The organism is Pseudarthrobacter sp. rb, assembly GCF_056389225.1.
The window spans coordinates 35,654-58,591 of record NZ_JBWJAR010000022.1; the positions used below are offsets into that span (position 1 = coordinate 35,654).

A 22,938-nucleotide genomic window follows, 5' to 3' on the forward strand; every position below is an offset into this window, starting at 1 on the left:
GTCAGATGACTGTCCTTTGGAACCCCCGATCAAGCGGTCACAAAGCGTTTCGTTCCCGGCCGCGCGGCGAAATCAAGGACCATGGAGGCGGGGCCCAGAGGGCCCGAAACCTGTCGATACAGCTTGAGGAGAATTCGGTATGAAGATCATGCGCCTGGGCGAAAGTGGCAGCGAGCAGCCTGCCGTCCTGGTTCCCTCCGCGGACGGCGTCGACCGGTACTTCAGCCTGCTGCCCCTCACCAACGACGTAAACGGCGCGTTCCTTGCCGCCGGCGGCCTGGACAAAACCCGGAAGGCCCTGGAGGCGGGGGAACTGCCGGTCCTGGAAGGTGCCGCTGCACTCCGCGTTGGTTCCCCCGTGGCCCGGCCCGGCTGCGTGGTGGGCATCGGGATGAATTACGCCGCCCACGCCGCGGAATCGGGGGCAGAGCCGCCCACCATTCCCGTGGTCTTCCTCAAACCCAGCAACACGGTCACCGGCCCGTTCGACCCCGCCCCGCTTCCACCCCGTTCCACTCAGTACGACTGGGAGGTGGAACTGGGCATTGTCATCGGCAGGGAAGCCAGCTACCTCGGTTCCACGGAGGAAGCCGCCGCCTGCATTGCCGGTTACGTCACCGCCAATGACTTTTCTGAACGGGAGTACCAGCTCCCGGGAGCTGCCGGCCAGTGGACCAAGGGCAAATCGCTTCCCGGGTCAACGCCCCTGGGTCCATGGCTGGTCCCTGCAGAGGAGACCGACGGCGGAAACCTGCGGCTGCGCAGCTGGGTGAACGGTGAGCCCCGGCAGGATTCGACGTCGGCGGAGCTCATTTTCGATGCGCCCACCCTGGTCCACCACTGCAGCCAGTACATGCGCCTGGAACCGGGCGACGTGATCCTCACCGGAACACCGCAGGGGGTGGCCTTAAGCGGCCGTTTCCCCTACCTCCAGCCCGGCGACGTGGTGGAAGTAGAGGTGGACGGCCTGGGCCGCCAGCGCCAGGAGCTGTACCGGACGCCGGCGGCCACAGCGGTTTAGCCCGCCTTTACCGCCAGGACCGGGCAGTCAGCTTCAAGCAGGATCCGCTGTGACGTGCTGCCCATGATCAGCTTGCCCACCGGGGTACGGCGGCGCAGGCCGATCACGATCAGGTCGGCGTTGTGTTCCTCAGCGGCATCCAGCACCTCGGCGGCGGCGTCATGGCCGCGGACGGGCCGCTTGACCAGGTACTGGATACCCTGGCTGGCCAGCCGCTGCTCGATGTCGTGGATGTCGCCTTCCTGGGCGAAGCGGTTGTCCACAGTTGCCTCGCCCTTGGAGGAGTTGATCAGCACCAGCGTGGTGTTGCTCTTCCGGGCTTCGGCGATGGCCTGCGTCAGGGCGGCTTCGCCCTCGGGTGTCGGGACGTATCCCACAACGACGGTCATGGTGTCTCCTTGCTTCTGCTCGATGTGCGTGGATGGCTTTGGTGCGGCTGCTTAGTCACTGTAATCCGCTGCACCCGAGTTGGCCGGGATCAGCGGCCTGCGCTCGGGACGGTTGCGGCGGATCAGCTTGTAGGCAAAGGGCCAGACCAGGATGAGGGCAATGATGACATAGATGCCGACGGCGATCGGCTCACCCAGGAGCCCTGCCGGATCGCCCGCGCTCAGCTGAAGGGTCTTGCGGAGCTGCCCTTCGATCCGCGGACCCAGGATCACGCCGAGGATCAGCGGCAGCACGGGAAGGCCGAAGCGCCGCATCATGAACCCGAGTGCGCCCAGGATCAGCAGGATCACCAGGTCGAACGCCTGCAGGTTCACCGAGTAGGCGCCCAGGGTGGCGAAGAACAGGATGCCGGCGTACAGATACGGGCGGGGCAGCTGCAGCAGCTTGGCCCACAGCGGTGCCAGCGGCAGGTTGATGATCAGGAGCAGCAGGTTGCCGATGAACAGGCTGGCGATCAGGGCCCACACCAGGGGCCCCTGGCTTTCGAAGAGCTGGGGACCCGGCTGGATCCCGTAGCTGGTGAAGGCGGCGAGCATCACGGCTGCGGTGGCGTTCGTGGGCAGGCCCAGCGCCAGCATGGGGGTCAGGGTGCCGGCGGCCGCAGCGTTGTTGGCTGCTTCCGGACCGGCCACGCCTTCGATGGCACCCTTGCCGAACTCTTCCGGGTGCTTGCTGAGGCGTTTTTCCGTCACGTAGGACAGGAACGTGGGGATCTCGGCCCCGCCGGCCGGCAGGGCACCGAACGGGAAACCGAAGGCGGTACCGCGCAGCCACGGCTTCCAGGACCGCTTCCAGTCCGATTTGCCCATCCAGGGCTGGCCCACGGGGATGGCATGCAGGGGAGTGCGGCGCAGGTGTGCCGCCACCCAGAGGGCCTCGCCCACGGCGAAGATGGCGACGGCCACCACCACGATGTCCAGGCCGTCCGCCAGGAGCGGCTGGCCGAACGTCAGGCGGCGCTGGCCGGTGACGGAGTCCATGCCCACCAGGCCGATGGCCAGGCCGAGGCCCAGCGAGGCGAAACCGCGCAGCCGGGAAGAACCCAGTACGGCGGTGACGGCCAGCAGTGCCAGGACCATGATGGCGAAGTAGCTGGGTGCGCCCAGGCTGACGGCGAACTTCACCACGATCGGTGCGCAGACGGCCAACAGCGCCGTGCCAATGGTGCCGGCAACGAACGAGCCGATTGCCGCCGTCGCAAGCGCCTGCGCCGCCCGGCCCGCCTTGGCCATCTTGTTGCCTTCGATTGCGGTGACCACGGAGGACGATTCGCCGGGGGTGTTGAGCAGGATCGAGGTGGTGGAGCCGCCGTACATGCCGCCGTAGTAGATGCCGGCGAACATGATGAAGGCGCTGGTGGGTTCCAGCGCGTAAGTGACGGGAAGCAGCAGGGCGACGGTCATGGCCGGGCCCAGGCCGGGGAGGACGCCGACGGCGGTGCCCAGGATGACGCCGATCACGGCGTACAGGAAATTCATGGGGGTGAGGGCGGTGGCGAAACCGTCCATCAGGGAGGACCAGACGTCCATTTAGAGGATTCCTTCCAGGAGGCCGGCCGGCAGTGCGATGCCCAGGCCGAGGTAGAAGCCGTAGAAGGTCAACAGGGACAGGGCCACGGAGATCAACCCGTCCCGGACAAAGTGCCGGCTGCCCAGGGCCAGGACGCTCCCCCAGAACAGGACCGTTCCGGAGATCACCCAGCCGGCCCAGTCGATGAGCAGGATGTTCAGGATGAAGGCACCCGCCAGCGGCAGGACGGTCTTCCAGTCGGCGGGGTGCGTCAGGTCGACATCCTCGCCGCCTTCGGCTTCACCCTTGCCGCCGCGCAGGACGTTGATGGCCAGCAGGACGGCGCAGACCACCAGCATCCCGGCCACGATGAACGGGACGGTTTTGGGCCCGACCGGATCAGACTTCGAATACGGGGTGACCAGGCCGTTGGCGTCAAGGAAGACCAGGACGCCGGCCGCTCCGAGCAGGAGTGCAACTCCCAGCTCGGAGCGGCCTTTAAGGCCTGTGGTCAGGGATGTCACGCCAACCCAAGCTTGGTGAGGACGTCCGCCACCCGCTTGTCCTGCTCGGTCAGGAAGGTCTTGAACTGGTCGCCGGTGATGAAGGCATCGGTCCAGCTGTGGGTCTTCAGCGCTTCCTTCCAGCCCTCAGTGCCGTGCATCTTCTCCAGGGCCGCGATCAGGGCCGCCTTGTCCTTGTCGCTGATTCCCGGAGGGGCCACCACGCCACGCCAGTTGGTGAAGACGAGGTCGATGTTGGATTCCTTCAGCGTGGGTGCGTCCACACCGTCAAGGCGCTTATCGCCACTGGTGGCCAGCACCCGGACTTCGCCGGACTCGATCTGCTTCAGGTACTCACCGGCGCCGGAGGCGGCGAAGCCCAGCTTGTTGCCGAGGATCGCGGGCAGCAGGTCGCCGCCGCCGTCGTAGGCAACGTAGTTGACCTTGGTGGCGTCAATGCCCACGGCACCGGCGAGCTGCATGGGCAGCAGGTGGTCCGGGCCGCCGGGGGAGGAGCCGCCGCCAACGGCAATGGAGCCGGGATCGGCCTTCCAGGCCTTTACCAGGTCATCGATGGTCTTGTAGGGCGAATCCTTGCCGACCATGATGGCGCCGGGTTCCTCGATGAGGCGGGCCAGCGGGGTGGTCTCGGTCAGTTTGGATTCAGACTTGTTGGTGTAGCTGGCGCCCACTACACCCAGTCCCATGAGCATGGCCAGGTCGCCGTTGCCCTTTTCATTGACAATGCGGGCCAGGCCCACAGTGCCGCCCGCGCCTGCAAGGTTAAAGACTTCGGTGTTGGTGGAGATCTTCGCGTCGTCCAGCACCTTCGCAGCGGCGCGCGCGGTGGTGTCATAGCCGCCGCCCGGGGAGTTGGGGACCATGATCTGCAGGCCGGTAATGGGTCCGGCGGCAGCGCCGGAGCTTTCCGAACCGGTGGAGCTCTTGCCGGTGGCACCGCAACCGGTGGCCATCAGGGCGATGCCGGCAGCAACGGCGGCAACGCGCAATGCGCGGATCTGGCGCATGTGTTCCTCTTCTCTCAAAAACAAATCAGACCAGCACCGGCTGACTAGTGGTTCCGGTGCCTTGTGGTTCCGATGCTAGGGGCGGCCGTGACGGCGATCACTCTTGTGTACGCAGAGAAAGTTGTGTTCATTGCGTTCACGTTTCCGAATCCCCACAGCGGCCCTGCTGCGGGCTTTGGGATATAGTTCCCGGTACCACCCCAGGCCCTGCGCCCATATCCTGCGCGCACCGCGGCCTGCCACCCCTGCCGGACAACCCTTGCCCTGCCCGCAACACCAGGAAGACCATTGTGACTCGACGACGAGGAATGTCCCTCGCGGGACAGTACCTTCTGCTGCAGTTGCTCATTGTCCTGGCCGTCCTGGTGGGTGTTGTAGCCATCTCGCTGGCCCAGTCTGCTGCGGCCTTCGAACGCATCGAAGGCCGGCGCGCCCTGTCGGCTGCGGAAGCCCTGGGCGGAAACCCCGTGGTCCGCGAACTCCTCCCCGAGTCCCAGGCCCGCGGCGGCGCCGTGCTGCCGGCAGTGGCAGAGTCCGTGCGGATCGTCTCCGGCTCATCCAGGGTGGCGCTGGCAAAAATCGACCGGACTGTGGTGGCGTCCTCGGATCCCAGCCTGCTCGGTGAACCGCTGGAACTCGGCGCCAGCAGGGTGATGGAAGGCAGGGCCTGGACCGGAGTGGTGGGCGGAACTCCGGCCCCGCTGCTGTCCGCGCACGTCCCGGTCCTGGATGACACCGGGCGCATGATCGGTATCGCCTCCATCAGCCGCAGCTATCCCACAGTGCTGGAACGGCTGGGCGATGCCGTTCCCAACCTCCTTACCTACCTGGGCGTGGCAAGTGTGCTGGGCATTGCCGGGTCCTTCCTGCTGTCGCGCCGCGTCAAGCGGCAGACCCTGGGCATGGAACCCAGCGAGATCACCAGCCTGGTGGAAAACCGCGAGGCCATGCTGCACGGCCTCAAGGAAGGCGTTGTGGCACTGGACCTGCACGACCGGATCACAGTGGCCAACCACAGCGCCCGTGCCCTGCTCGGCCTCCCACCCGACTGTGTTGGCAAGCGCGTGGCGGGACTCGCCGTCGAACCCGCCCTTAAGGACGTCCTCACCCGCGAGCAGCCCGGCCCGGACCAGTTGGTGCTGGTGGGAGACCGGCTGGTGGTGATGAACCGGGTGCCGTTCGAATCCCGCGGCAGGGTCATCGGCTCGGTGACCACCCTGCGCGACCGCACGGAACTCTCTGAGCTGGAGCACGAGCTCGGTACCACCCGCACCGCCACGGACACCCTCCGCGCCCAGGCCCACGAGTTCGCCAACCAGCTCCACGTCATCTCCGGCCTGATCCAGATCGGCGAGTACGATTCCGTGGTCCAGTTCGTCAACGGTGCCACCGTGGACCGTACCCGGCTCAATGACGAAGTGACCGCCCGCATCAAGGACCCCGCACTCGCCGCCCTGCTGATCGCCAAGTCAAGCCTTGCCACCGAACGGGGCGCTGCACTGCAGCTGGACCCGGATTCCGTGCTGGACGCCGTCGATGATGGGTTGTCCCGGGACCTCACCACCGTGGTGGGGAACCTGGTGGACAACGCGTTCGACGCCGTCACAGGGCTCCCGCAGGCAGCCGTCCGGGTCCGGGTGGACGGCAAAGCTGGGGGAGACGTGGTGGTCACCGTTCGGGATAACGGTCCCGGCGTCCCCAGCGGCTCCACCGACCACATCTTCCGCCAGGGCTTCACCACCAAGGAACCCGGCCCGGCCGGCAGCCGCGGTTTCGGCCTGGCGCTGTCCCGGGTGGTGTGCCGCCGGACTGGCGGAAACCTGGTGGTGGCCAACGATAATGGGGCTGTCTTTACCGCTGTGCTGAAACGAGGGAGTACCCAGCCATGATCAAGGTCCTGATCGTCGATGACGACTTCATGGTGGCCAAGGTGCATGCCGGCTTCATCCAGCGCACGCCGGGCTTCACTGTGGTGGGCGCGGCGCATACCGGCGCCCAGGCGGTTGCCGAGACCGAACGCCTCCAGCCGGACCTGGTGCTGCTGGACATCCACCTGCCGGACATCAACGGCCTCGACCTGATGCAACGCCTGCGCGCTGTCGCCCCCGAACTGGACGTGCTGGTCATCAGCGCCGCGCGGGAGGTTGAAACAGTCCGTAAGGCCCTGCGCGGCGGCATTGTCCATTACCTGATCAAGCCCTTTTCCCAGACAGACCTCCAGGAGCGGCTGGAGCACTACCGCCACGCCTACCAAAGCCTGGATGCGTCCAAGGACGTGGCCGAACAGTCGGACGTCAACCGGGTGTTCGGCCTGGACCGCGCCGAACGGCCCCTGCCCAAAGGCTGCAGTATCGAAACGCTGAAGCTGGTGGAGGCGGCACTGAACGCTTCAGCCGGTGACGTCTCGGCAGCCGAGATGGCCGAGGAGCTGGGCACCTCCAGGGTCAGTGCCCGCCGCTACCTTGAATACCTGCACGACGAAGGAACGCTGGACGTGCGGCTCAAGTACGGGGTGGGACGGCCCGAACGGCGGTACGTGCTCAAGGCGTGACGGGACCCGCCGGCCCGCCCGTGTCCCCCTCCCGCGGACCAGCCCTCAGCGCAGCAGCGTGTCAATCAGCCGGGCAGCTGTCCGGGCGGTCCGGCCGTCAATGTCGAACGCCGGATTCAGTTCCGCCACGTCCAGGTGCAACAGCTTCCCGCTTCGGGCCACCTGCCGGCACACCGCCGAAATGACCGGAAGCGGCACGCCGTAGGCTGCCGGCGCGCTGACGCCGGGGGCCACCGCGGCGGGCAGCACGTCCAGGTCGATGGTCAGGTACAGGACGTCGATCTCCGCCAGGAACTCCGCCACGAAGTCCCGGATCCGTTCCGGTTCGCAGTCCTCATCCAGCAGGTAGCGGACCCCCAGTTTGTCCGCGGTGTCGAACAGGACCCGGGTGTTGTTCGGCTCCGAGATCCCGGCGACGGCGTAGCGGAATTCGCGTCCGGCGTCCGCTTCCGCGCGGGCCATCTGCAGGAACGGTGTGCCGGAGCTGGCCACCGGCTCGTCGCGGAGGTCGAAGTGGGCGTCGAGGTTCAAGACGCCCAGGCGCTGCCCGGTTTGAACCGCGGCTGAGGCGCTGACGCCAAGGTAGCTGGCGTAAGCGGTTTCGTGCCCGCCGCCCAGCACTACAGTCTGGTGGCCGGCGTCGAGCAGGGCAGCCAGCACCCGGCCAAGCCGTTCCTGGCCGGCCTCCAGGTCTTCCCCGGACACCACCACGTCACCAGCGTCGGCCACCGTCCGGTCCAGGTGGAAGGCCAGCGGGCCCAGCGCTTTTCGCAGCGCCGCCGGGGCGGCGGCTGCCCCGGTCCGGCCCTGGTTGCGGCGGACCCCCTCGTCGCTGGAAAATCCCAGCACGGCGGCGGGCCTGCGTCCGGGCGCGGCAGGCTGAAACTCATCGGAGGCGGTGACCGCCTGCCACCAGCGGCGGTGGCCGGGACCATCGCCGTCGAACCTGCCGGTCCAGGGCCGGGGCGGGACGTCGACGGCGGGAAGCTTGGGGAACATGCCTCAAGCTCACCGCATGCCGGGCACGAAAACCAGCGCCGGCGCCGTCGTCCTGTCCGGAATCCAAGAACCCGCGCAACGGCCGGGCCGGACATCGGTGCCTGATGCAGGGGTTAAGGTGAGATCAGCCCACCGGTCCAGGGATGACCTGGCCGCTCCGGATCCACGCACCACTCCCAGGCTGGAGAGCCGCTCCATGTTTGAAGCCCCAGATATCCTCTTTGCCGCGGCCGGACTGGCCGTGTTCGTCGCTGCGGTCCTGCCCAAGCTGCTGCGTGACATGCCGCTGTCCATGCCCATGGTCTTCCTGGGCGCAGGGATGGCAGCCTTCGCGTTGATTCCATCGCTGCCCAACCCGAACCCGGTGGAACACAGCGACTTTGTCATGCACCTCGCGGAGGTCTGCGTGATCATTTCCCTGATGGGCGCGGGGCTTGCCCTGGACCGGCCCGTGGGACGCAGGCGCTGGTCCACCACGTGGCGGCTCCTGGGCATCGCCATGCCGCTCTGCATCGTAGGGCTGACCCTGCTGGGCATGTGGTTCCTGGGCCTGGGGCTCGGCGCGGCGCTGCTGGTGGCGGCCAGCCTGGCGCCCACGGACCCCGTCCTGGCCTCGGAAGTGCAGGTGGGCGAGCCGGCCGACCAGGATGAATCCACGGACAAGGAGGACGAGGTCCGTTTCGGCCTTACGTCGGAAGCCGGGCTCAACGACGGGCTGGCGTTCCCGTTCGTCTACCTTGCCATTGCCATCAGCGTTGCCGGAGCGGACCCCTCCGCCTGGTTCGGTGAGTGGTTCGGCCTGGACGTGGTGTGGCGGCTGGCTGTCGGGCTTGTGGTGGGGTTCCTCACCGGAAAGCTGCTCGCCAGGCTGTTCTTCTCGGCCCGTGCCGACAGCCTTCGGCTCTCCAACCACTCGGAGGGCTTTGTTGCCCTGGCGGCGACGTTCCTGGCGTACGGGCTCACGCAGATGGTGGAGGGCTACGGGTTCATAGCGGTGTTCGTCTGTGCCGTGACCATCCGGGCCGCTGAACGGACGCACGGCTACCACCGGGTGCTGCACTCCTACGTGGAACAGCTGGAACGGCTCCTGACGGTGGTGATCCTGGTCCTGCTCGGCGGTGCCATCGCCCGCGGGCTGCTGGCCGGGATCGGGCTTCCTGAACTGCTGGTGGCGCTTGCATTCCTGCTGGTGGTGCGGCCGCTGGCGGGCTGGCTGGGCCTGCTGGGCGGCAAGACCGGTCCCCGGGAACGCGTGGCACTGTCCTTCTTTGGCATCCGCGGCATCGGTTCCCTGTATTACCTGGCCTTTGCGCTAGGCGAAGGCCACTTCACGGACCAGGGGCACTGGCTCTGGTCCTTCATCGGGCTGGTGGTGGCACTGTCCATCGTGATCCACGGCGCCACCACTTCGCCCCTGATGAACCGGCTGGACCGGCTGCGCCAGAAGAAGGCCCTGGCAGTCTCCGGCGACGAGGGACTCGCCCCCAACACCCCGGTCTAGGCCGCCGGTCATGGAAACCCCGCGGTAAGCAAAAAGGGCTGGTACGGCAGACGCCGCACCAGCCCTTTCCGTGTTAGGGGTTACTTCATCCCCAGGGCCGCCTCGATGGGGCCGATGGCGAAGAACAGCGCGAACGCCGCGGCCACAGCCCACATCAGCGGGTGGATGTCCTTGACCCTGCCCTGGACCGTGCGGATCAGGACGTAGGCGATGAAGCCGGCACCCAGGCCGTTGGCGATGGAGTAGGTGAAGGGCATCAGGGTGAAGGTGAGGAACGCGGGGATCGCGATGCCCCAGTCCTGCCAGTCGATCTTGCCCACCTGGGAGACCATCATGAAGCCCACCACCACCAGCGCCGGGGCCACGGCCTCGAAGGGCACCAGGTTGATCAGCGGGGTGAAGAACATGGCCACCAGGAACAGCACCCCGGTGACGATGGAGGCCACGCCCGTGCGGGCGCCTTCGCCGATGCCTGCACCGGCTTCGACGTAGATCTGGTTGGAGGAGACGGAGGCGCCGCCGCCGATAATGGCACCGAGTGCGTCCACCTGGAGCACGCGGTCGACGTCGGGAATGTTGCCGTGTTCATCCACCGTGCCGGCTTCGTTGGCCAGGCCCACCATGGTGCCCATGGCGTCGAAGAAGATGCTGAGCAGGATGACGAAGGCCAGCAGCGTGGCGGCCACGAAGCCGAGGTGCTCGAAGGCACCGAACGGGTTGGCCTTGCCGATCAGGGAGAGGTCCGGGGCCGCCCAGCCGGAAAACGCCGGGGCCACCAGGGACCAGCCCTGCGGGTTGAAGTTCTTGCCGTCGAAGCTGGGGCCGATGTGCAGGGTTGTCTCAAGGATGACGGACAGCACCGTGGAGGTGATGATGCCAATCAGGATGGCGCCCTTGACCTTGCGCACCACCAGGGCGATGGTCAGGATCAGGCCGAACACGAACACGGCGGTGGGCCAGCCAAGGAGCTTGCCTTCGAAGCCCAGGCCAACGGGCACGGTGGTGCCTGCGACGTCCGGGATGCGGCGCACGAACCCGGCGTTGACCAGGCCGATCAGGGCAATGAACAGGCCGATGCCCACCACGATGGCGGTCTTGAGTCCGTCCGGCACGGCCTTGAACACGGCCGTACGGAAACCGGTGAGGACCAGGATCAGCATGGTGACGCCGGAGAGGACCACCAGGCCCATCATGTCCGGCCAGGTGAGCCCGGGATTGGTGGCCACGGTGACGGCCACGAAGGCGTTGACGCCCAGGCCGGTGGCCAGGGCGAAGGGGTGCCGGCCCCACGCCCCCATGAGGATGGTGAGGATGCCTGCCACCAGCGCGGTCACGGCAGCCACCGCGGGGAAGCCCAGCGTGGTGCCGTTGGAGTCGGGCCCGGACAGGATCAGGGGGTTCAGCACCACGATGTAGCTCATGGCGAAGAACGTGGCGAACCCGCCGCGGATCTCGCGGGAAAGGTTGGAACCGCGCTCGGTGACCCTGAAATACCGGTCCAGGGCAGAGCCTTGCTTAAGCATTAGTCCTCCGGGGAAGTGTGTGGGGATACCTGCATCCTAAGGGAGCGGCAGGGAGTGGGCCGGCAAATTCGCCTAGTCTGTAAGGAAGCCAACACGAGGAGCAGCCCAACCATGCGCCAGGTCCGCCGCCAGTTGCTGAGCCTTGTGCTCGGCTTGTTTGTCTTTGCCGCCGCCGCGCTGGGCTTGGCGGGCCCCGCCTCCGCGCATGATGCTGCCGAGTCCACCAGCCCGGCGCAGGGGGCTGCGCTGGCTGCCCCGCCCGCCGAGGTTTCGGTGACCTTCAGCAACAAGCCCCTGGGCATCGGTTCGTCCTTCTCCATCAAGGACGCCGGCGGCACCGAATGGGCTGATGGCTCCGTGCAGATCGTGGACAACGTGGCCACCCAGAAGCTCCGCCCGGGCGGTCCGGCGGGCATGTACACGGTGGCGTGGCGCGTGGTCAGCTCGGACTCACATCCCATTGAGGGGACGTTCACCTTCTCCGCGGCCTCCGGTGCTCCCGGTGCCGTTTCGTCGGGGACACCCACGGCTGGAAGTTCGACGGCGGCGGGTGCGGTCCCTGGCATGGGCACCGCCCAGCCCGGGGTCACGGAAGAGCCGTCGGAGCCGGCCGGCGCGGGCGAGCCGTTCCAGTGGAGCATTGTTATTTTTGCGGTGGTGGCCGTGGGGCTGCTGGTGGCGCTGGGCGTCCTTGCCCGCCGCCGGCTCACCGGCGACGGGGACACCGAAGATGACGGGGAGGTCGGGAACAGGGCCGGGGAGTAGCGCCCGCCGGCAGGCCCGGTTCCTTCCAGCCCTGCAGCGCGTACCGGGGCCGCAGTCAGCAGCCCAGGGCAGCAAAGCTTCCCGTTGCCGGGAAGACGCCGGTGGACGGGAGGGCGCCGTCCGGGTTGACCTTGGCAGAGATTGCCTGGCCCACGGTCTTGGCCTGGCGCAGCACCTCTTTGGGCGATGGCGTGATGAGTTCGCCCACTCCCACCAGGTAGATGCCGATGGCCCGCATGGCTGCCGCCACGTTCCGGCCCACGGCGATGCCGAAGTCGTTGAGCATGCGCCGCAACTGGCTGTGGGCGCAACGGGTGAGGACGATGTGGTCCGCCACCAGGATGCCCGTGGGGGTGTGCACCTGCCACTGCGGGGCGGCCTGGTCAGGTGCTTCGATCATGCTCAGCTGCACCGCCCGGGTGGTGTTCCGCACGTCCACGCTGTGGCTTGCGGCGTAATTGCGCAGGTGGCGCAGGATCTCGTTCCGCTCGCGCAGGGTGCCGCTGTCCGCCGCATCGCAGCGCTGCAGTGACGTAGTGTTCGCGGGCTGGGCCTGGCCCAGGATGTCGAGGCCGTCCACCACGATGGAGTCCACCCCATGGCGGCGCAGCTCAGCAGCCACGGCCAGTCCGGACAGGCCCGTGCCAATGACGATGGTGGTGGTCTGTTCGGTCCCGGCAATCCCAGGCATGCTTGACACTACAGTTTCCCTCCTATGGAGCTTCGGCAGGTGCCGGCATCCTCGCCGGCTCGCGTCCCGTTACCCCCAAGCACGGCCGCAGCGCATGGCCGGGACCGTCCTGACAGGAAGAAGCAGTTGGCGTCCCGGACCAACAATGTCCTGAAGACTACAGAACAAAAGCGGCCGTGGATAGCCCGTGAACGAAATCATTTTCGTGGCGAGAAGGCGCTTTCCGGAACCCGGCAAATTGCCTGTGGATAACTTGGCCCATCAGCCCCTGAGCAGGCTTGCTAAGGCTTGGGGGACAGAGAATAGTGGGAATCGGGAGCGGTCCTTTTCCTGCCGGTGCCACCGCTGGGCCGGGTGCGCGGGGAGCGGCCCGTTTTCTGGCAGAATAGCCGCAACATCAGGCGTATCGCGAGGAGGCGGCCCCCATGGGCTCACGAGAGTTGCATCCGGACCCGGCCCGGGACGGTGGGGGTGGCGCGGCCGCTCCCCACGGCATCGTGGTGGGCGTTGACGGTTCGGACCATGGCCAGTGCGCCCTGGTGTGGGCCGCGCGGGAAGCCCAGCGCCGTCGTCGCCCGCTTCACATCGTCACCGCCTACTCCGTGCCGATCTTCGCCGCGTCCGGCCTGGACGGCGGCTACGCCACCGTGGATGATTCCGTCATCCGCGAAGGCGCCGAAGCCATTGCCAGGCAGGCCCTGGAAAAGATTGCCGCCTACGACGTGGACGTCAGCTCCGCCGTGGAGAACGGCGACGCCGCCGGAGTCCTGCTGGACATTTCCGAAACCGCGGAACTCCTGGTGGTCGGCACCCGCGGCCGCGGCGGCTTTGTGGGCCGGCTCCTGGGATCAGTCAGCAGTGCCCTGCCCGCCCACGCGAAATGCCCCACGGTGACGGTCCCATTGTTCTGCTCGGACCGGCTCGGCGAGTCCACGGAGGACCGTCGCGTCAAGGCCGAGCAGGCCAGGTCCGGGCACCGGCCGGTGGAGAACGTGGTGGTGGTTGGCGTGGATGGCTCCGAGCAGGCCCGCGTTGCCGTCCTTGAAGCAGCCGACCAGGCCGAACGCCTTGGCGCATCCCTCCGCGTGGTCTGCGCCGTTCCCCAGTACAGCGGCTCGCTGGCCTGGGTTCCGGCGCCCATGGACCGGAAGGCCCTGTTCGATGACATCCGGGTCACCCTGGAAGCCGGCATGGCCTGGCTCCGCAGCCATTACCCCAACCTCCAGGCCGGCTACGAGCTGAAGGACGGCTCGCCGGTGGACGTGCTCGTCGAGGAAAGCCGGCACGTTGAACTGGTGGTGGTGGGCACCCGCGGCCGCGGCGGCTTCACCGGAATGCTCCTGGGCTCAACATCAGACGGCGTGCTCCACCATGCCAAGGGCCCGGTCATGGTGGTCCCGGACCGGGAGGACCCCCGCCTGGCCGACCGCGGGCGGTTCGGCCCCATCCTGGGCGACGCCGCCTAGACCGCGCCTTTCCCGGGGAGCCGGCGGGGGACCGCGGACATGACGCAGCAGATGACAGCCGGTGAGGGGTCCGAGGGGCTGGTGCTCGGCCTGGGCAGCCTCGACTCAGGGATGCTGGCGCTGGTGGGCGGCAAGGCAGCCAACCTTGGGGAGTTGTTCTCTGCCGGGTTGCCGGTTCCGGACGGCTTTTGCCTGACCACGGCCGCATACCGGCAGGCAATAGGTGCCCCCGACGCCCTGCTTCCCGCGTTGGCAGGGGTTTACGCCACCATGGTGGAGACGGCAGGGGCCGCAGGGGACCTTCCCGACGCAGCCGGCTTGGCCGCAACGGCGCGGGCAGCAATCCTGGACGCTCCGGTTCCGGCAGCCGTAGCCCATGCCGTGGAGCAGGCCTATACGGCACTGGGGCCGGACGTTGCGGTGGCAGTGAGGTCCTCGGCCACCGCTGAAGACCTGCCCTTCGCCAGCTTCGCCGGCCAGCAGGACACCTTCCTGAACGTCGTGGGGGTGCCCGCGGTGCTGGACGCCGTCCGGAGGTGCTGGGCGTCTTTGTGGACGGACCGGGCAACCGCGTACCGGGCAAGCCTCGGAATCGACCCGGCAGCCGTTTCGCTCGCGGTGGTGGTCCAGCGGATGGTGGACGCCCAGACCGCCGGCGTGATGTTCACGGCGAATCCCCTCACCGGCAGCCGCCGGCAGGTAGTCATCGATGCCAGCCCCGGCCTCGGCGAGGCCGTGGTCTCCGGTGCCGTCAATCCGGACCACTTCGTGGTGGACGCACTGACCGGCAGGGTGCTGGAACGGAAACCCGGCGATAAGGGCGTGGAGATACGGCCGGTTGCCGGCGGCGGGACCGAAATCCGCCAGGTGCAGGGCGCCCAGGGCACCGCGTGCCTTCCAGACAGCCAGGTGGTTGGCCTGATGCGGCTGGGGCTGCAAACCCAAGGGCATTTCGGTTCCCCGCAGGACATCGAGTGGGCCGTCGACGGCGCCGATGGGCTGTGGCTCACGCAGTCCAGGCCCATCACCACCCTCTACCCGGTCCCGAAAAGCAACGGTGCTGCCGGCAGGGTTCCGCAGGCAGCGTCCGCCGTTGGCGGGACCAGGGCCTACCTCTGTTTCAGCCTCGCGCAGGGACTGACACGGCCGCTGACACCCATGGGCCTGGCTGCTGTCCGCCTCATCGCCTCCTCCGTCGCCACCGCCGCCGGCTTCCCTGTTTCCGATCCCCGGGAAGGGCCATCCCCCTACGCCGAGGCGGGGCAGCGGATATACGTCGACTTCACCACTCCCATCCGCAGCACCGTTGGCCGCCGGCTCGTGCCGCGGGTCTTCGACATCATGGAGGCACGGACGGCAACGGTCATGCGGCAGCTGTTCGCGGACCCCGCCTTTTCGGTGACCACCAGGACGCCCCTCGGGCTGCTGCGCCACGTCGGACCCGCGGCAATCCGTGCAGAGGTTCCCGCCACCTTCCTCCGTGCGCTGGTCCGGCCCGGGGCGGCCCTCCGCCGGCTTGACCGCTTCACCCGGACCTTCGAGGCGTCCCTGGCTCCCGGCGGCGCAGCAAGCGCCCTGGCCCGCCTGGACCATGCCCAGTCCCTCACGGGATCGCGCCTGTTCCCCATTGTTCCTGCCATCCTTCCCCTTCCCGCCTTGGGCTTCGCGATGCTGGGCCTTGCCGGAAAGCTCGTGGGCGGCAATGCGTGGGACGGGCTGCAACCGGTGATCCGCGGCCTGCCCAACAACGTCACCACGGAAATGGACCTGGAGTTGTGGCACCTGGCGCAGGCAATCCAGGAAGACGCCGAATCGCGCACCGCACTGGTGGCCCGCGATGCATCCGCCCTCGCAGCCGCTTTCCAGGCCGGCCAGCTGCCGGCGCGCCTGGACGCCGGCCTTGCCAGGTTCCTGGACAGATATGGCCACCGGGCGGTGGGCGAGATCGACGTCGGACTGCCCCGGTGGTCGGAGGAACCGGAACACATCCTGGGCATCCTCGCCAACTACCTCCGGCTGGACGACGCCGCCCTGGCGCCGGATGCCCAGTTCAGCAAAGCCGCCGAGGACGCAGAAGCGCAGGTTGACCGGCTCGTTGCCCGGGCCGCTGCCCGCAGCAGGATCCGGGGACGGCTGGTGCGTGCCGCACTCCGGCGGGCGCGCATGTTCGCAGGCCTGCGGGAGCTGCCGAAGTACCAGCTGGTGCTTGGCCTTGGGGAAGTCCGGCGGCAGCTGCTCCTGGTGGGTACCGAACTGGAGCAGGCGGGCACGGTGGAACAGACGGACGACGTGTTCTTCCTCGATTTCGCGGAGGTCCGCCAGGCATTGACCCGAACAACCGCGGGCAGCCCGGCGCCTGCCCCGGACCTGAAGGCACTCGTGGCGGCCCGGCGCCAGGACTACGCCCTGGAGCTCAGGCGCCGGCACATCCCACGGGTGCTGCTTTCGGACGGCACCGAACCCGAGGCAGTGCGGGCCGCCGCCGGAACCGCCGCGAACGGAGGTCCGGCCAACGGGACCCTGGCCGGCAGCCCGGCCTCGGCCGGGACGGTGACCGCTGCGGCGCGGGTCATCCTGGATCCCGTCGGAGCCCGCCTGGAACCGGGAGAGATCCTGGTTGCACCGTCCACGGACCCGGGCTGGACTCCGCTGTTCCTGACGGCAGGAGGACTGGTGATGGAGATGGGCGGACCCAACTCCCACGGCGCCGTGGTGGCCAGGGAATACGGCATCCCCGCAGTTGTTGGCGTGGCGGACGCCACCGGCCTGATCAGCACGGGCCAAAAGATAACGGTCGACGGCGGTGCGGGAACCGTTGTGCCGGAACGCCCCGGTACGCCGCAGAACGGGAAAGTTCCCCGGGGCACGGACCCCCCTGCACGGGCGTAGTCTGTATCTATGGGCTCCGACAGGCTGGATTCCAGCGGACCGTTCCAACACGTACAGGTGCAAAGAAACACCACAAGGCGCAGGATGTGGCTGCGGTGGCTGCCCGCCGTCGCGGCTCCGGTGGCCATTGCCTCCGGTGCCCTGATCGGGTCCCTCCCGGCCGGCGCCAGCAACCCGCTGCCGGCCAAGACGCCTGCCGAGGTCCTGGAACTGGCGGCCAGCCACCAGGTGCGCACGTTCTCGGGGACGGTGGAGCAGTCCGCTGAACTGGGACTGCCGGAACTTCCGGTTGCCGGGAAGCCGTCCGGTGCTGCGTCCGGACCTGCGTCCGCCGGCAGCGTGGCGTCGGTGATCGAGCTGTTGTCAGGCAAGCACACCGCGCGCATCTACGTGGACGGCAAGGATAATGCCCGTGTGCAGGTAATGGACCAACTGGCCGAACGGGACGTGGTCCGCCACGGCAGCGACGTCTGGCTCTACTCCTCAAAGGACAACACGGCAGCGCACCTGTCCCTGCCGGCGCACACCCAGGACCCGGCGAACGGCACTGACCCTGCACATGCCAAAGACCCTGCGCATGCCAACGACCCACGGCTTCCGGGTGAAACGCAGGGCGGCATGCACACTCCGGCTGAGCTGGCCCGGCAGTTCCTGGCCAAGGTGGACCCCAGCACCGCCGTATCCGTGGGCCCGGACGTTTCCTTTGCAGGGCGCGCCGCCTACAACCTGCTGATCGAGCCCCGCACGGACGCAACGTTGGTAGGCAAGGTGGCCATCGCCGTCGACGGTGCCAGCGGGATGCCGTTGTCAGTCCAGGTGACCGCGCGCGGCGCGGACAAGCCTGCCTTCGCGTCCGGGTTCACCAGCCTTTCCCTGGACGCCCCGGACCCGTCAGTATTCGCCTTCACCCCGCCGCCCGGCAGCACCGTCAAGGAACTCCCCGTACCGGACAAGTCCCCTGACCCCGCCAAATCCCATGACCCCGCCGATGCCCATAACCCGGCTGCCATGCACGGCGGCGCCACGGGAGATATCTCCGTAACCGGTGCCGGCTGGGAGACAGTGGCAGGCACAGCACGTGGATCCGCCGCCGCCGCCGAATCAATACTGCAGGACCCGCTGCTGTCCCAGGCCGCCGTCGCCGTACCCGGTGGCCGGCTGCTGTCCACGGCACTGCTCAACATCCTGATTACCGACGACGGCCGGATCTTCGCGGGAATGGTGCCGCCGGAGAGGCTGCAGGCCGCAGCAGCAGCGGCCCGGTAGGCCTTGGACGGGCGGGGGAGTGGCAACCGGAGCGGCCCTGGCGCGGTGACTTCCGGCCTGGCGATTGAGACCCGGGGCCTCACCAAGCACTTTGGCCAGCAGGCCGCCGTCGACAACGTGCACTTGGCCGTCCCGCACGGGACGGTCTTCGGTTTCCTGGGCCCCAACGGCTCCGGCAAGACCACCACCATCCGCATGCTGCTGGGGTTGGCAGCCGCGTCCGCAGGGACAGTGAACCTGCTGGGCCAGGAGATGCCGCACAAGCTTCACGAGGTGTTGCCGCGCGTGGGCGCGTTGGTGGAAGGCCCGGCCTTCTACCCTTTTCTGTCCGGCGCCGCAAACCTCCACCGGCTGGACTCCGCCAGCCCGCATTCGGTGCCCGCCACGCGCAAAGCCCGCGTGCAACAGGCACTGGAGCGCGTGGGCCTGGAGCACGCGGCAGGGAAACGCGTGCACGCCTACTCCCTGGGAATGAAGCAGCGGCTGGGCATAGCCAATGCCCTGCTCTCACCCCGGGACCTGCTGGTACTGGACGAACCCACCAACGGGCTGGATCCACAGGGCACCCGCGAAGTGCGCAACCTGGTGCGGTCCCTGGCACACCAGGGCACCACCGTTTTCGTCTCGAGCCACCTGCTGGCCGAGGTGGACCAGATGTGCACCCACGCCGCCGTCATGAGCGCGGGAAAGCTCGTGGCACAGGGTCCCCTGGCCGAGCTGCGGCAGGCCGGAAGCACCCGCCTGCGGTTGGTAACGCCCGACGGCGGCGCGGCGCGGCAGGTCCTGGCGGGGCTGGGGTTGGCACCCGGGCCGGCAGACCCGGAGGCACAGGCTGAACGTCGCGCCCTACCCGGACATCCCGCCTTTCCCGGCCTTCCGGGGCCGCAGGAACCCCAGCGCCCACAGCTGGATGGGGAGACCATCGTTGCGGCGATGGGTGCCGCGGCCGGGCAGACTGCGGTGCTCCCGGAGGATGTTGTGGCGCACCTGGTGAAGGCCGGCGTCCGCGTCCGGGGCTTCGCCGTCGAGCGTGAAAGCCTTGAAGACCGCTTCGTTGCCCTGACCGGGGAAGGATTCGACGTTGCCCAGTAGCGTTCCCGCCGAGATACCGGAAACCGCCAAAGCCACCCGGACGGCCGCCGTCCCGCGCAGCCCGGGACTATCCCTTCTGGGGTCGGAGCTCAAGGTGCTGTTCGGGCGCCGGCGGACCTGGGCGCTGCTCCTGGCGCTCGCCGCCATTCCGGTCCTCATTGCCGTGGCCGTGAAGGTTTCCTCTGCGGTCCCACCGGGGCGTGGTCCTGCGTTCCTCGACCGGATCACCCAGAACGGGCTGTTTGTGGCCTTCACGGCCATGCTGGTCTCCGTCCCGTTATTCATGCCGCTCGCCGTGGGGGTGGTGGCGGGGGACACGATCGCCGGGGAGGCCAACCTGGGGACCCTCCGGTACCTCCTGGTGGCGCCGGCAGGGCGGGTGCGGCTCCTCCTGGTCAAGTATGCCGGGGCGCTGGCCTTCTGCATCGTGGCTCCACTCACCGTTGGATTGGCGGGCGCGGCGATTGGTGCGGCGCTGTTCCCGGTAGGCCCGGTGACACTGCTCTCCGGCGGGGTGGTCCAGCCCGCCGACGCTGCCCTGCGGATAGTGCTGATCGCCGCCTACCTGGCAGTGTCGCTGGCCGGGCTGTCAGCGATCGGGCTGTTCCTGTCCACCATGACAGTGGTTCCCGTTGGGGCGATGGCCGCAACCGTGGTGGTCTCGGTGGTTTCCCAGGTCCTGGACCAGCTTCCGCAGCTGGACTGGCTGCACCCATGGCTCTTCAGCCACTACTGGCTTGGTTTCGGCGACATGCTCCGCCAGCCCCTGGTGTGGGATTCCTTCGTGGACAACGCCCTGCTCCAGGCCGGCTATGTGGCAGTGTTCGGCGCGCTCGCCTATGGCCGCTTCGTCACCAAGGACATCCTGAGCTGACGACGGCGGCAGGATCCTCCAGGTCCTGCCGCGCGCCCAGTCCGCTGGTCAGTAACGGGCGGCGTACGGGTACAGGTCCATGCCCACCATGGAGCTGATGCTGGAAACCGTGATGCCTTCCTGCGGGTTCAGGGCCTGCACCACCTGGCCGTTCCCCAGATAGATGGCCACATGGTAGAAGTTCGGCGCGGAACCCCAGACCAGCAGGTCGCCGCGGCGGGCCTGCGAGATGGGAACGTGGACCGGGGCGGCGGCATACTGCTGGGATGCGGTGCGTGGAAGGTACGTCCCGGCCGCGGCGAAGGCATTCTGCACCAGGCCCGAGCAATCAAAGCCGTAAACGCCCGTGCCGCCCCACTGGTAGAAGTACGGCGCGCCCACCTTCCCCAGGGCAACCGAAATGGCTGCCTCGTACGTGCCCGAGCCCGTGGGAGGCGCGGGGGCCGGGGCCGGAGCTGGAGCCGGGGCGGGAGCGGGCGCGGGAGCCGGGGCAGGGGCGGGCGCCGGCGCGGGAGCAGGCGCGGCGGGTGCAGGTGCCGGGGCTGCCGGAGCAGGAACAGGTGCCGGCGCCGCCGGAGCCGGAACCGGAGCCGGAGCCGGAGCGGCAGGCGCTGGCCCGGCCGGGGCGGGTGCCGGCGCTGCAGGGGCCGTGTCCTGGCCGCCGCCGTTCCGTCCGGCGGCCCGGTTTTGGCCGGCGTTGTCCTGCGCTGACTTCTCCTGCGCTGCCTTGTCCTGCTCAGCCTTCTCCCGCGCCGCCTGGTCCGCGGCGGCGGACAAGGCAGCAAGGCGTGCCTCTTCGCGTTGCCGGTCAAGGGCATCCACCCTGGCCGATTCGAGCGCCACAGTCGTGTTGCGGAGTTGGGCCAACTGGTCCACCAGGATGGTCCGCTGTGCCTTGGCGTCGGCAACGGCTTTGACCTGCGCGGCGTTGGCCTGTTCCGCCTGGGTCTTGCGTTGCTCGGCCGTCTTTGCGGCATCATCGGCGGCTTTGGTGGCGTCCTCCGCGGCTGCGGTCAGGGAACGGTAGGCGGTGGCAGCAGCGTCCGCAGCCTCAAAGGCCCGGCTGCGGCTGGCGGAAAGTGCCTCAAGCGTGGCAGCCTGCTGCAGGCTTTCACTGCCGCTGGCCAAGGTTCCGAGGGTGGGGTTCAGGCCGCCGTTGCGGTACAGGTCGCCGGCGAGCTGACCCACCTGCTTCCGGGTTTTGTCCTGCTGGTCGCGCGCGGAGGAGGCTCTGGCTGCGGCAGCTGACGCCGCTTCCGTCCGTTGCTGCAGCTCCACGAGAGCCTCGCTGTAGGAGTTGTTGGCCTGCATGGCCACCGCGAACGCTGCCTGTTGGGCTGTGGAGGCGTCCGCCAGGATGCGCTCGATCGCGCTGACCTGGTCCGCCGTCGCGGCTTCACTGGCTTTCGCTGCTGCAATGTCGTCCGGCGAGGGAATTGCGGGCGACGCAGGAACGGTCACGGGGGCCGATGGTGCAGGCACCGCGAGTGCGGGTGTTGCCACGGATGCAAAGAGTGCGACGGCGGCGCACAGCGCAGCCGTCCTGCGGCCGGATCCGGGTAAAGCCATCTGCAGAGACCTCGCAACGGTAAGACTGGGAGTGAGGTTCTGGATGCGGCACGACTGTGCCCCTCAGCTGCTCGCCAGCAGTCCGAGGCTACGTGACCTTTTGCACATTAGCAACAACAGTCACGTCAATAACATAAACCACATGGGTGTCATTTTCCGGTGAAATCCGCGGGTGTGTCGGGGTCAGGCGTGTTGATGTTCCTCGTGCTCTGAGTGGCTCGCAGGCTCCAGTTGGAAGGTGCAGTGGTTGGTATCGAAATGGGAACCCAGGCACGTGATCAGCTTGTCCAGCAATTGGTCGGCACCCCGTGCGTTGAGCACGCCGTCCTCCACCACCACATGGGCCGAGAAGACGGGGACGCCGGACGTGATGGTCCAGATGTGGATGTCGTGGACATCGGTCACGCCGGCAACCGAGAGGATGTGCTCGCGGATCATCTGCACCTCCACCCCCTTCGGACTGGCCTCCAGCAGGACATCCACCACGTCGCGCAGCAGGCTCCAGGCCCGCGGCAGGATCATCAGCGCGATAAGGACGGAGGCGATGGTGTCTGCAGCCTGGAAGCTGGTCACCATAATGACCACGGCGGCAATGATGACGGCCACCGAGCCCAGGAGGTCGCCCAGCACCTCCAGGTAGGCGCCACGGATGTTCAGGCTTTCATCCTGTGCCGTGCGAAGGATCAACAGCGACACCAGGTTGGCCACGGCGCCGAGGATGGCGGCAAACAGCATGATGTCTGTCTGCACTTCCGGCGGTGCGCCGAACCGGCGGACCGCCTCGGTGAAGATCACCACGGAGATCACGATCAGGATCAGAGCATTCGCCAGGGCCGCGAGCACCTCGGCGCGCTGGTAGCCGTAGGTCCGCTGGTCGCTCGCCGGGCGGCCCGCGATCCAGGCGGCAAGCAGTGCAATGGTGACGCCGGCCGCGTCGGAGAGCATATGACCGGCGTCCGCGAGGAGGGACAGCGAACCGGACAGCACCGCTCCCACGAGCTGGATGAGGACGACGCCGAGGGTGATCCCCAGGACGGCCACCAGCCGTTTCCGGTGCCGCCCGGTGGCGGTGATCCCGTGGCTGTGGCTGTGGTCGTGTCCCATGCTTACAAGGCTAATACGAAAGTAGGGTTCGTCAGGCTGCGGTGACCGGGGTGATGGTGACATTGAAGCCGAGGTTGTTGAGCTTTTTGATCGCGTTGTTTTTGGCTTTGATCGGGTCCAGACGGGTGAAGTGGTCG

20 protein-coding genes are annotated in these 22,938 nt (G+C 68.0%); 11 read left to right on the top strand and 9 right to left on the bottom strand.

The genetic code is table 11. The features are described from left to right. Positions 1-139 precede the first annotated feature (139 nt). On the top strand, positions 140-1,021 hold the full coding sequence (locus ACWRN3_RS20430) for a fumarylacetoacetate hydrolase family protein (protein WP_324643969.1): 882 nt from the start codon (positions 140-142) through the stop codon (positions 1,019-1,021). Here the strand turns inward: ACWRN3_RS20430 and ACWRN3_RS20435 are convergent. The 4 genes from ACWRN3_RS20435 to ACWRN3_RS20450 are packed head-to-tail and all read right to left on the bottom strand — an operon-like array spanning position 1,018 to position 4,511. Further along, positions 1,018-1,410, bottom strand: coding sequence for a universal stress protein (locus tag ACWRN3_RS20435; RefSeq protein WP_324643970.1), 393 nt, complete (start codon positions 1,408-1,410; stop codon positions 1,018-1,020). The genes ACWRN3_RS20430 and ACWRN3_RS20435 overlap by 4 nt on opposite strands. 51 nt (positions 1,411-1,461) lie before the next feature. Continuing rightward, positions 1,462-3,000 carry a tripartite tricarboxylate transporter permease gene (locus tag ACWRN3_RS20440; protein WP_324643971.1) on the bottom strand — a complete coding sequence of 513 codons (1,539 nt, stop codon included), beginning with the start codon at positions 2,998-3,000 and terminating at the stop codon, positions 1,462-1,464. Beyond that, positions 3,001-3,504, bottom strand: coding sequence for a tripartite tricarboxylate transporter TctB family protein (locus ACWRN3_RS20445; protein WP_324643972.1), 504 nt, complete (start codon positions 3,502-3,504; stop codon positions 3,001-3,003). Then, a complete protein-coding gene (locus ACWRN3_RS20450) occupies positions 3,501-4,511 on the bottom strand; it encodes a Bug family tripartite tricarboxylate transporter substrate binding protein (RefSeq protein WP_255174261.1) in 1,011 nt (336 codons plus the stop codon). The genes ACWRN3_RS20445 and ACWRN3_RS20450 overlap by 4 nt, the downstream gene beginning before the upstream one ends. A gap of 308 nt (positions 4,512-4,819) precedes the next feature. Here ACWRN3_RS20450 and ACWRN3_RS20455 point away from each other — a divergent pair, with 308 nt between their 5' ends. Beyond that, on the top strand, positions 4,820-6,400 hold the full coding sequence (locus ACWRN3_RS20455; protein ID WP_324645206.1) for a sensor histidine kinase: 1,581 nt from the start codon (positions 4,820-4,822) through the stop codon (positions 6,398-6,400). Then, positions 6,397-7,062, top strand: a complete 666-nt coding sequence (locus tag ACWRN3_RS20460) for a response regulator (RefSeq protein WP_255174262.1) — start codon at positions 6,397-6,399, stop codon at positions 7,060-7,062. Before ACWRN3_RS20455 ends, ACWRN3_RS20460 begins: the two co-directional genes overlap by 4 nt. Positions 7,063-7,107: 45 nt before the next feature. Here ACWRN3_RS20460 and hutG read toward each other — a convergent pair whose 3' ends face one another. Next, on the bottom strand, positions 7,108-8,061 hold the full coding sequence (hutG, locus tag ACWRN3_RS20465; protein WP_255174263.1) for a formimidoylglutamase: 954 nt from the start codon (positions 8,059-8,061) through the stop codon (positions 7,108-7,110). A gap of 196 nt (positions 8,062-8,257) precedes the next feature. On the opposite strand from hutG, the gene ACWRN3_RS20470 reads away from it, so the two are divergent. After that, positions 8,258-9,562 (top strand): cation:proton antiporter, encoded by a 1,305-nt coding sequence (locus ACWRN3_RS20470; RefSeq protein ID WP_255174264.1) that lies wholly within the window; start codon positions 8,258-8,260, stop codon positions 9,560-9,562. Between the two features lie 80 nt (positions 9,563-9,642). On the opposite strand, the gene ACWRN3_RS20475 is transcribed toward ACWRN3_RS20470, so the two are convergent. Beyond that, on the bottom strand, positions 9,643-11,085 hold the full coding sequence (locus ACWRN3_RS20475) for an NCS2 family permease (protein WP_159633691.1): 1,443 nt from the start codon (positions 11,083-11,085) through the stop codon (positions 9,643-9,645). Positions 11,086-11,196: 111 nt separating this feature from the next. Here ACWRN3_RS20475 and ACWRN3_RS20480 point away from each other — a divergent pair, with 111 nt between their 5' ends. Next, complete coding sequence (locus ACWRN3_RS20480; protein WP_324643975.1) at positions 11,197-11,850, top strand: copper resistance CopC family protein; 654 nt, start codon at positions 11,197-11,199, stop codon at positions 11,848-11,850. 55 nt (positions 11,851-11,905) lie between these two features. On the opposite strand, the gene ACWRN3_RS20485 is transcribed toward ACWRN3_RS20480, so the two are convergent. After that, entirely contained in the window at positions 11,906-12,541 is a 636-nt protein-coding gene (locus ACWRN3_RS20485) for an NAD(P)-binding protein (protein WP_255175520.1), read from the bottom strand. 425 nt (positions 12,542-12,966) lie between these two features. Here ACWRN3_RS20485 and ACWRN3_RS20490 point away from each other — a divergent pair, with 425 nt between their 5' ends. From ACWRN3_RS20490 to ACWRN3_RS20510, 5 genes are all read left to right on the top strand, one after another. After that, on the top strand, positions 12,967-14,007 hold the full coding sequence (locus ACWRN3_RS20490; RefSeq protein WP_255174266.1) for a universal stress protein: 1,041 nt from the start codon (positions 12,967-12,969) through the stop codon (positions 14,005-14,007). A 39-nt stretch (positions 14,008-14,046) separates the two neighbouring features. Continuing rightward, complete coding sequence (locus ACWRN3_RS20495; protein ID WP_476741719.1) at positions 14,047-16,896, top strand: PEP/pyruvate-binding domain-containing protein; 2,850 nt, start codon at positions 14,047-14,049, stop codon at positions 16,894-16,896. 84 nt (positions 16,897-16,980) lie between these two features. Continuing rightward, the gene (locus tag ACWRN3_RS20500; RefSeq protein WP_476741720.1) at positions 16,981-18,162 is read left to right on the top strand and encodes a LolA family protein; all 1,182 of its coding nucleotides are present in this window, start codon (positions 16,981-16,983) and stop codon (positions 18,160-18,162) included. A gap of 45 nt (positions 18,163-18,207) precedes the next feature. Continuing rightward, the gene (locus tag ACWRN3_RS20505; RefSeq protein ID WP_476741721.1) at positions 18,208-19,254 is read left to right on the top strand and encodes an ABC transporter ATP-binding protein; all 1,047 of its coding nucleotides are present in this window, start codon (positions 18,208-18,210) and stop codon (positions 19,252-19,254) included. Further along, a complete protein-coding gene (locus ACWRN3_RS20510) occupies positions 19,244-20,128 on the top strand; it encodes an ABC transporter permease (protein ID WP_255174270.1) in 885 nt (294 codons plus the stop codon). Before ACWRN3_RS20505 ends, ACWRN3_RS20510 begins: the two co-directional genes overlap by 11 nt. 48 nt (positions 20,129-20,176) lie before the next feature. Here the strand turns inward: ACWRN3_RS20510 and ACWRN3_RS20515 are convergent, their stop codons facing one another. Together ACWRN3_RS20515 and ACWRN3_RS20520 are read right to left on the bottom strand one after the other, a co-directional pair. Further along, positions 20,177-21,697 carry a C40 family peptidase gene (locus ACWRN3_RS20515; protein WP_476741722.1) on the bottom strand — a complete coding sequence of 507 codons (1,521 nt, stop codon included), beginning with the start codon at positions 21,695-21,697 and terminating at the stop codon, positions 20,177-20,179. Between the two features lie 183 nt (positions 21,698-21,880). Next, entirely contained in the window at positions 21,881-22,801 is a 921-nt protein-coding gene (locus tag ACWRN3_RS20520) for a cation diffusion facilitator family transporter (protein ID WP_476741723.1), read from the bottom strand. 41 nt (positions 22,802-22,842) lie between these two features. On the opposite strand from ACWRN3_RS20520, the gene ACWRN3_RS20525 reads away from it, so the two are divergent. Further along, positions 22,843-22,938: hypothetical protein (locus ACWRN3_RS20525; RefSeq protein WP_476740339.1), on the top strand; the 96-nt coding region annotated here is incomplete at its 3' end.

Excerpts from the sequence above, each read along its gene's own strand:
- ACWRN3_RS20430 (WP_324643969.1), top strand. The coding sequence starts at position 140 with ATGAAGATCATGCGCCTGGGCGAAAGTGGCAGCGAGCAGCCTGCCGTC.
- ACWRN3_RS20435 (WP_324643970.1), bottom strand. The coding sequence starts at position 1,410 with ATGACCGTCGTTGTGGGATACGTCCCGACACCCGAGGGCGAAGCCGCC.
- ACWRN3_RS20440 (WP_324643971.1), bottom strand. The coding sequence starts at position 3,000 with ATGGACGTCTGGTCCTCCCTGATGGACGGTTTCGCCACCGCCCTCACC.
- ACWRN3_RS20450 (WP_255174261.1), bottom strand. The coding sequence starts at position 4,511 with ATGCGCCAGATCCGCGCATTGCGCGTTGCCGCCGTTGCTGCCGGCATC.
- ACWRN3_RS20455 (WP_324645206.1), top strand. The coding sequence starts at position 4,820 with ATGTCCCTCGCGGGACAGTACCTTCTGCTGCAGTTGCTCATTGTCCTG.
- ACWRN3_RS20460 (WP_255174262.1), top strand. The coding sequence starts at position 6,397 with ATGATCAAGGTCCTGATCGTCGATGACGACTTCATGGTGGCCAAGGTG.
- hutG (WP_255174263.1), bottom strand. The coding sequence starts at position 8,061 with ATGTTCCCCAAGCTTCCCGCCGTCGACGTCCCGCCCCGGCCCTGGACC.
- ACWRN3_RS20470 (WP_255174264.1), top strand. The coding sequence starts at position 8,258 with ATGTTTGAAGCCCCAGATATCCTCTTTGCCGCGGCCGGACTGGCCGTG.
- ACWRN3_RS20475 (WP_159633691.1), bottom strand. The coding sequence starts at position 11,085 with ATGCTTAAGCAAGGCTCTGCCCTGGACCGGTATTTCAGGGTCACCGAG.
- ACWRN3_RS20480 (WP_324643975.1), top strand. The coding sequence starts at position 11,197 with ATGCGCCAGGTCCGCCGCCAGTTGCTGAGCCTTGTGCTCGGCTTGTTT.
- ACWRN3_RS20485 (WP_255175520.1), bottom strand. The coding sequence starts at position 12,541 with ATGCCTGGGATTGCCGGGACCGAACAGACCACCACCATCGTCATTGGC.
- ACWRN3_RS20490 (WP_255174266.1), top strand. The coding sequence starts at position 12,967 with ATGGGCTCACGAGAGTTGCATCCGGACCCGGCCCGGGACGGTGGGGGT.
- ACWRN3_RS20495 (WP_476741719.1), top strand. The coding sequence starts at position 14,047 with ATGACGCAGCAGATGACAGCCGGTGAGGGGTCCGAGGGGCTGGTGCTC.
- ACWRN3_RS20500 (WP_476741720.1), top strand. The coding sequence starts at position 16,981 with ATGTGGCTGCGGTGGCTGCCCGCCGTCGCGGCTCCGGTGGCCATTGCC.
- ACWRN3_RS20515 (WP_476741722.1), bottom strand. The coding sequence starts at position 21,697 with ATGGCTTTACCCGGATCCGGCCGCAGGACGGCTGCGCTGTGCGCCGCC.
- ACWRN3_RS20520 (WP_476741723.1), bottom strand. The coding sequence starts at position 22,801 with ATGGGACACGACCACAGCCACAGCCACGGGATCACCGCCACCGGGCGG.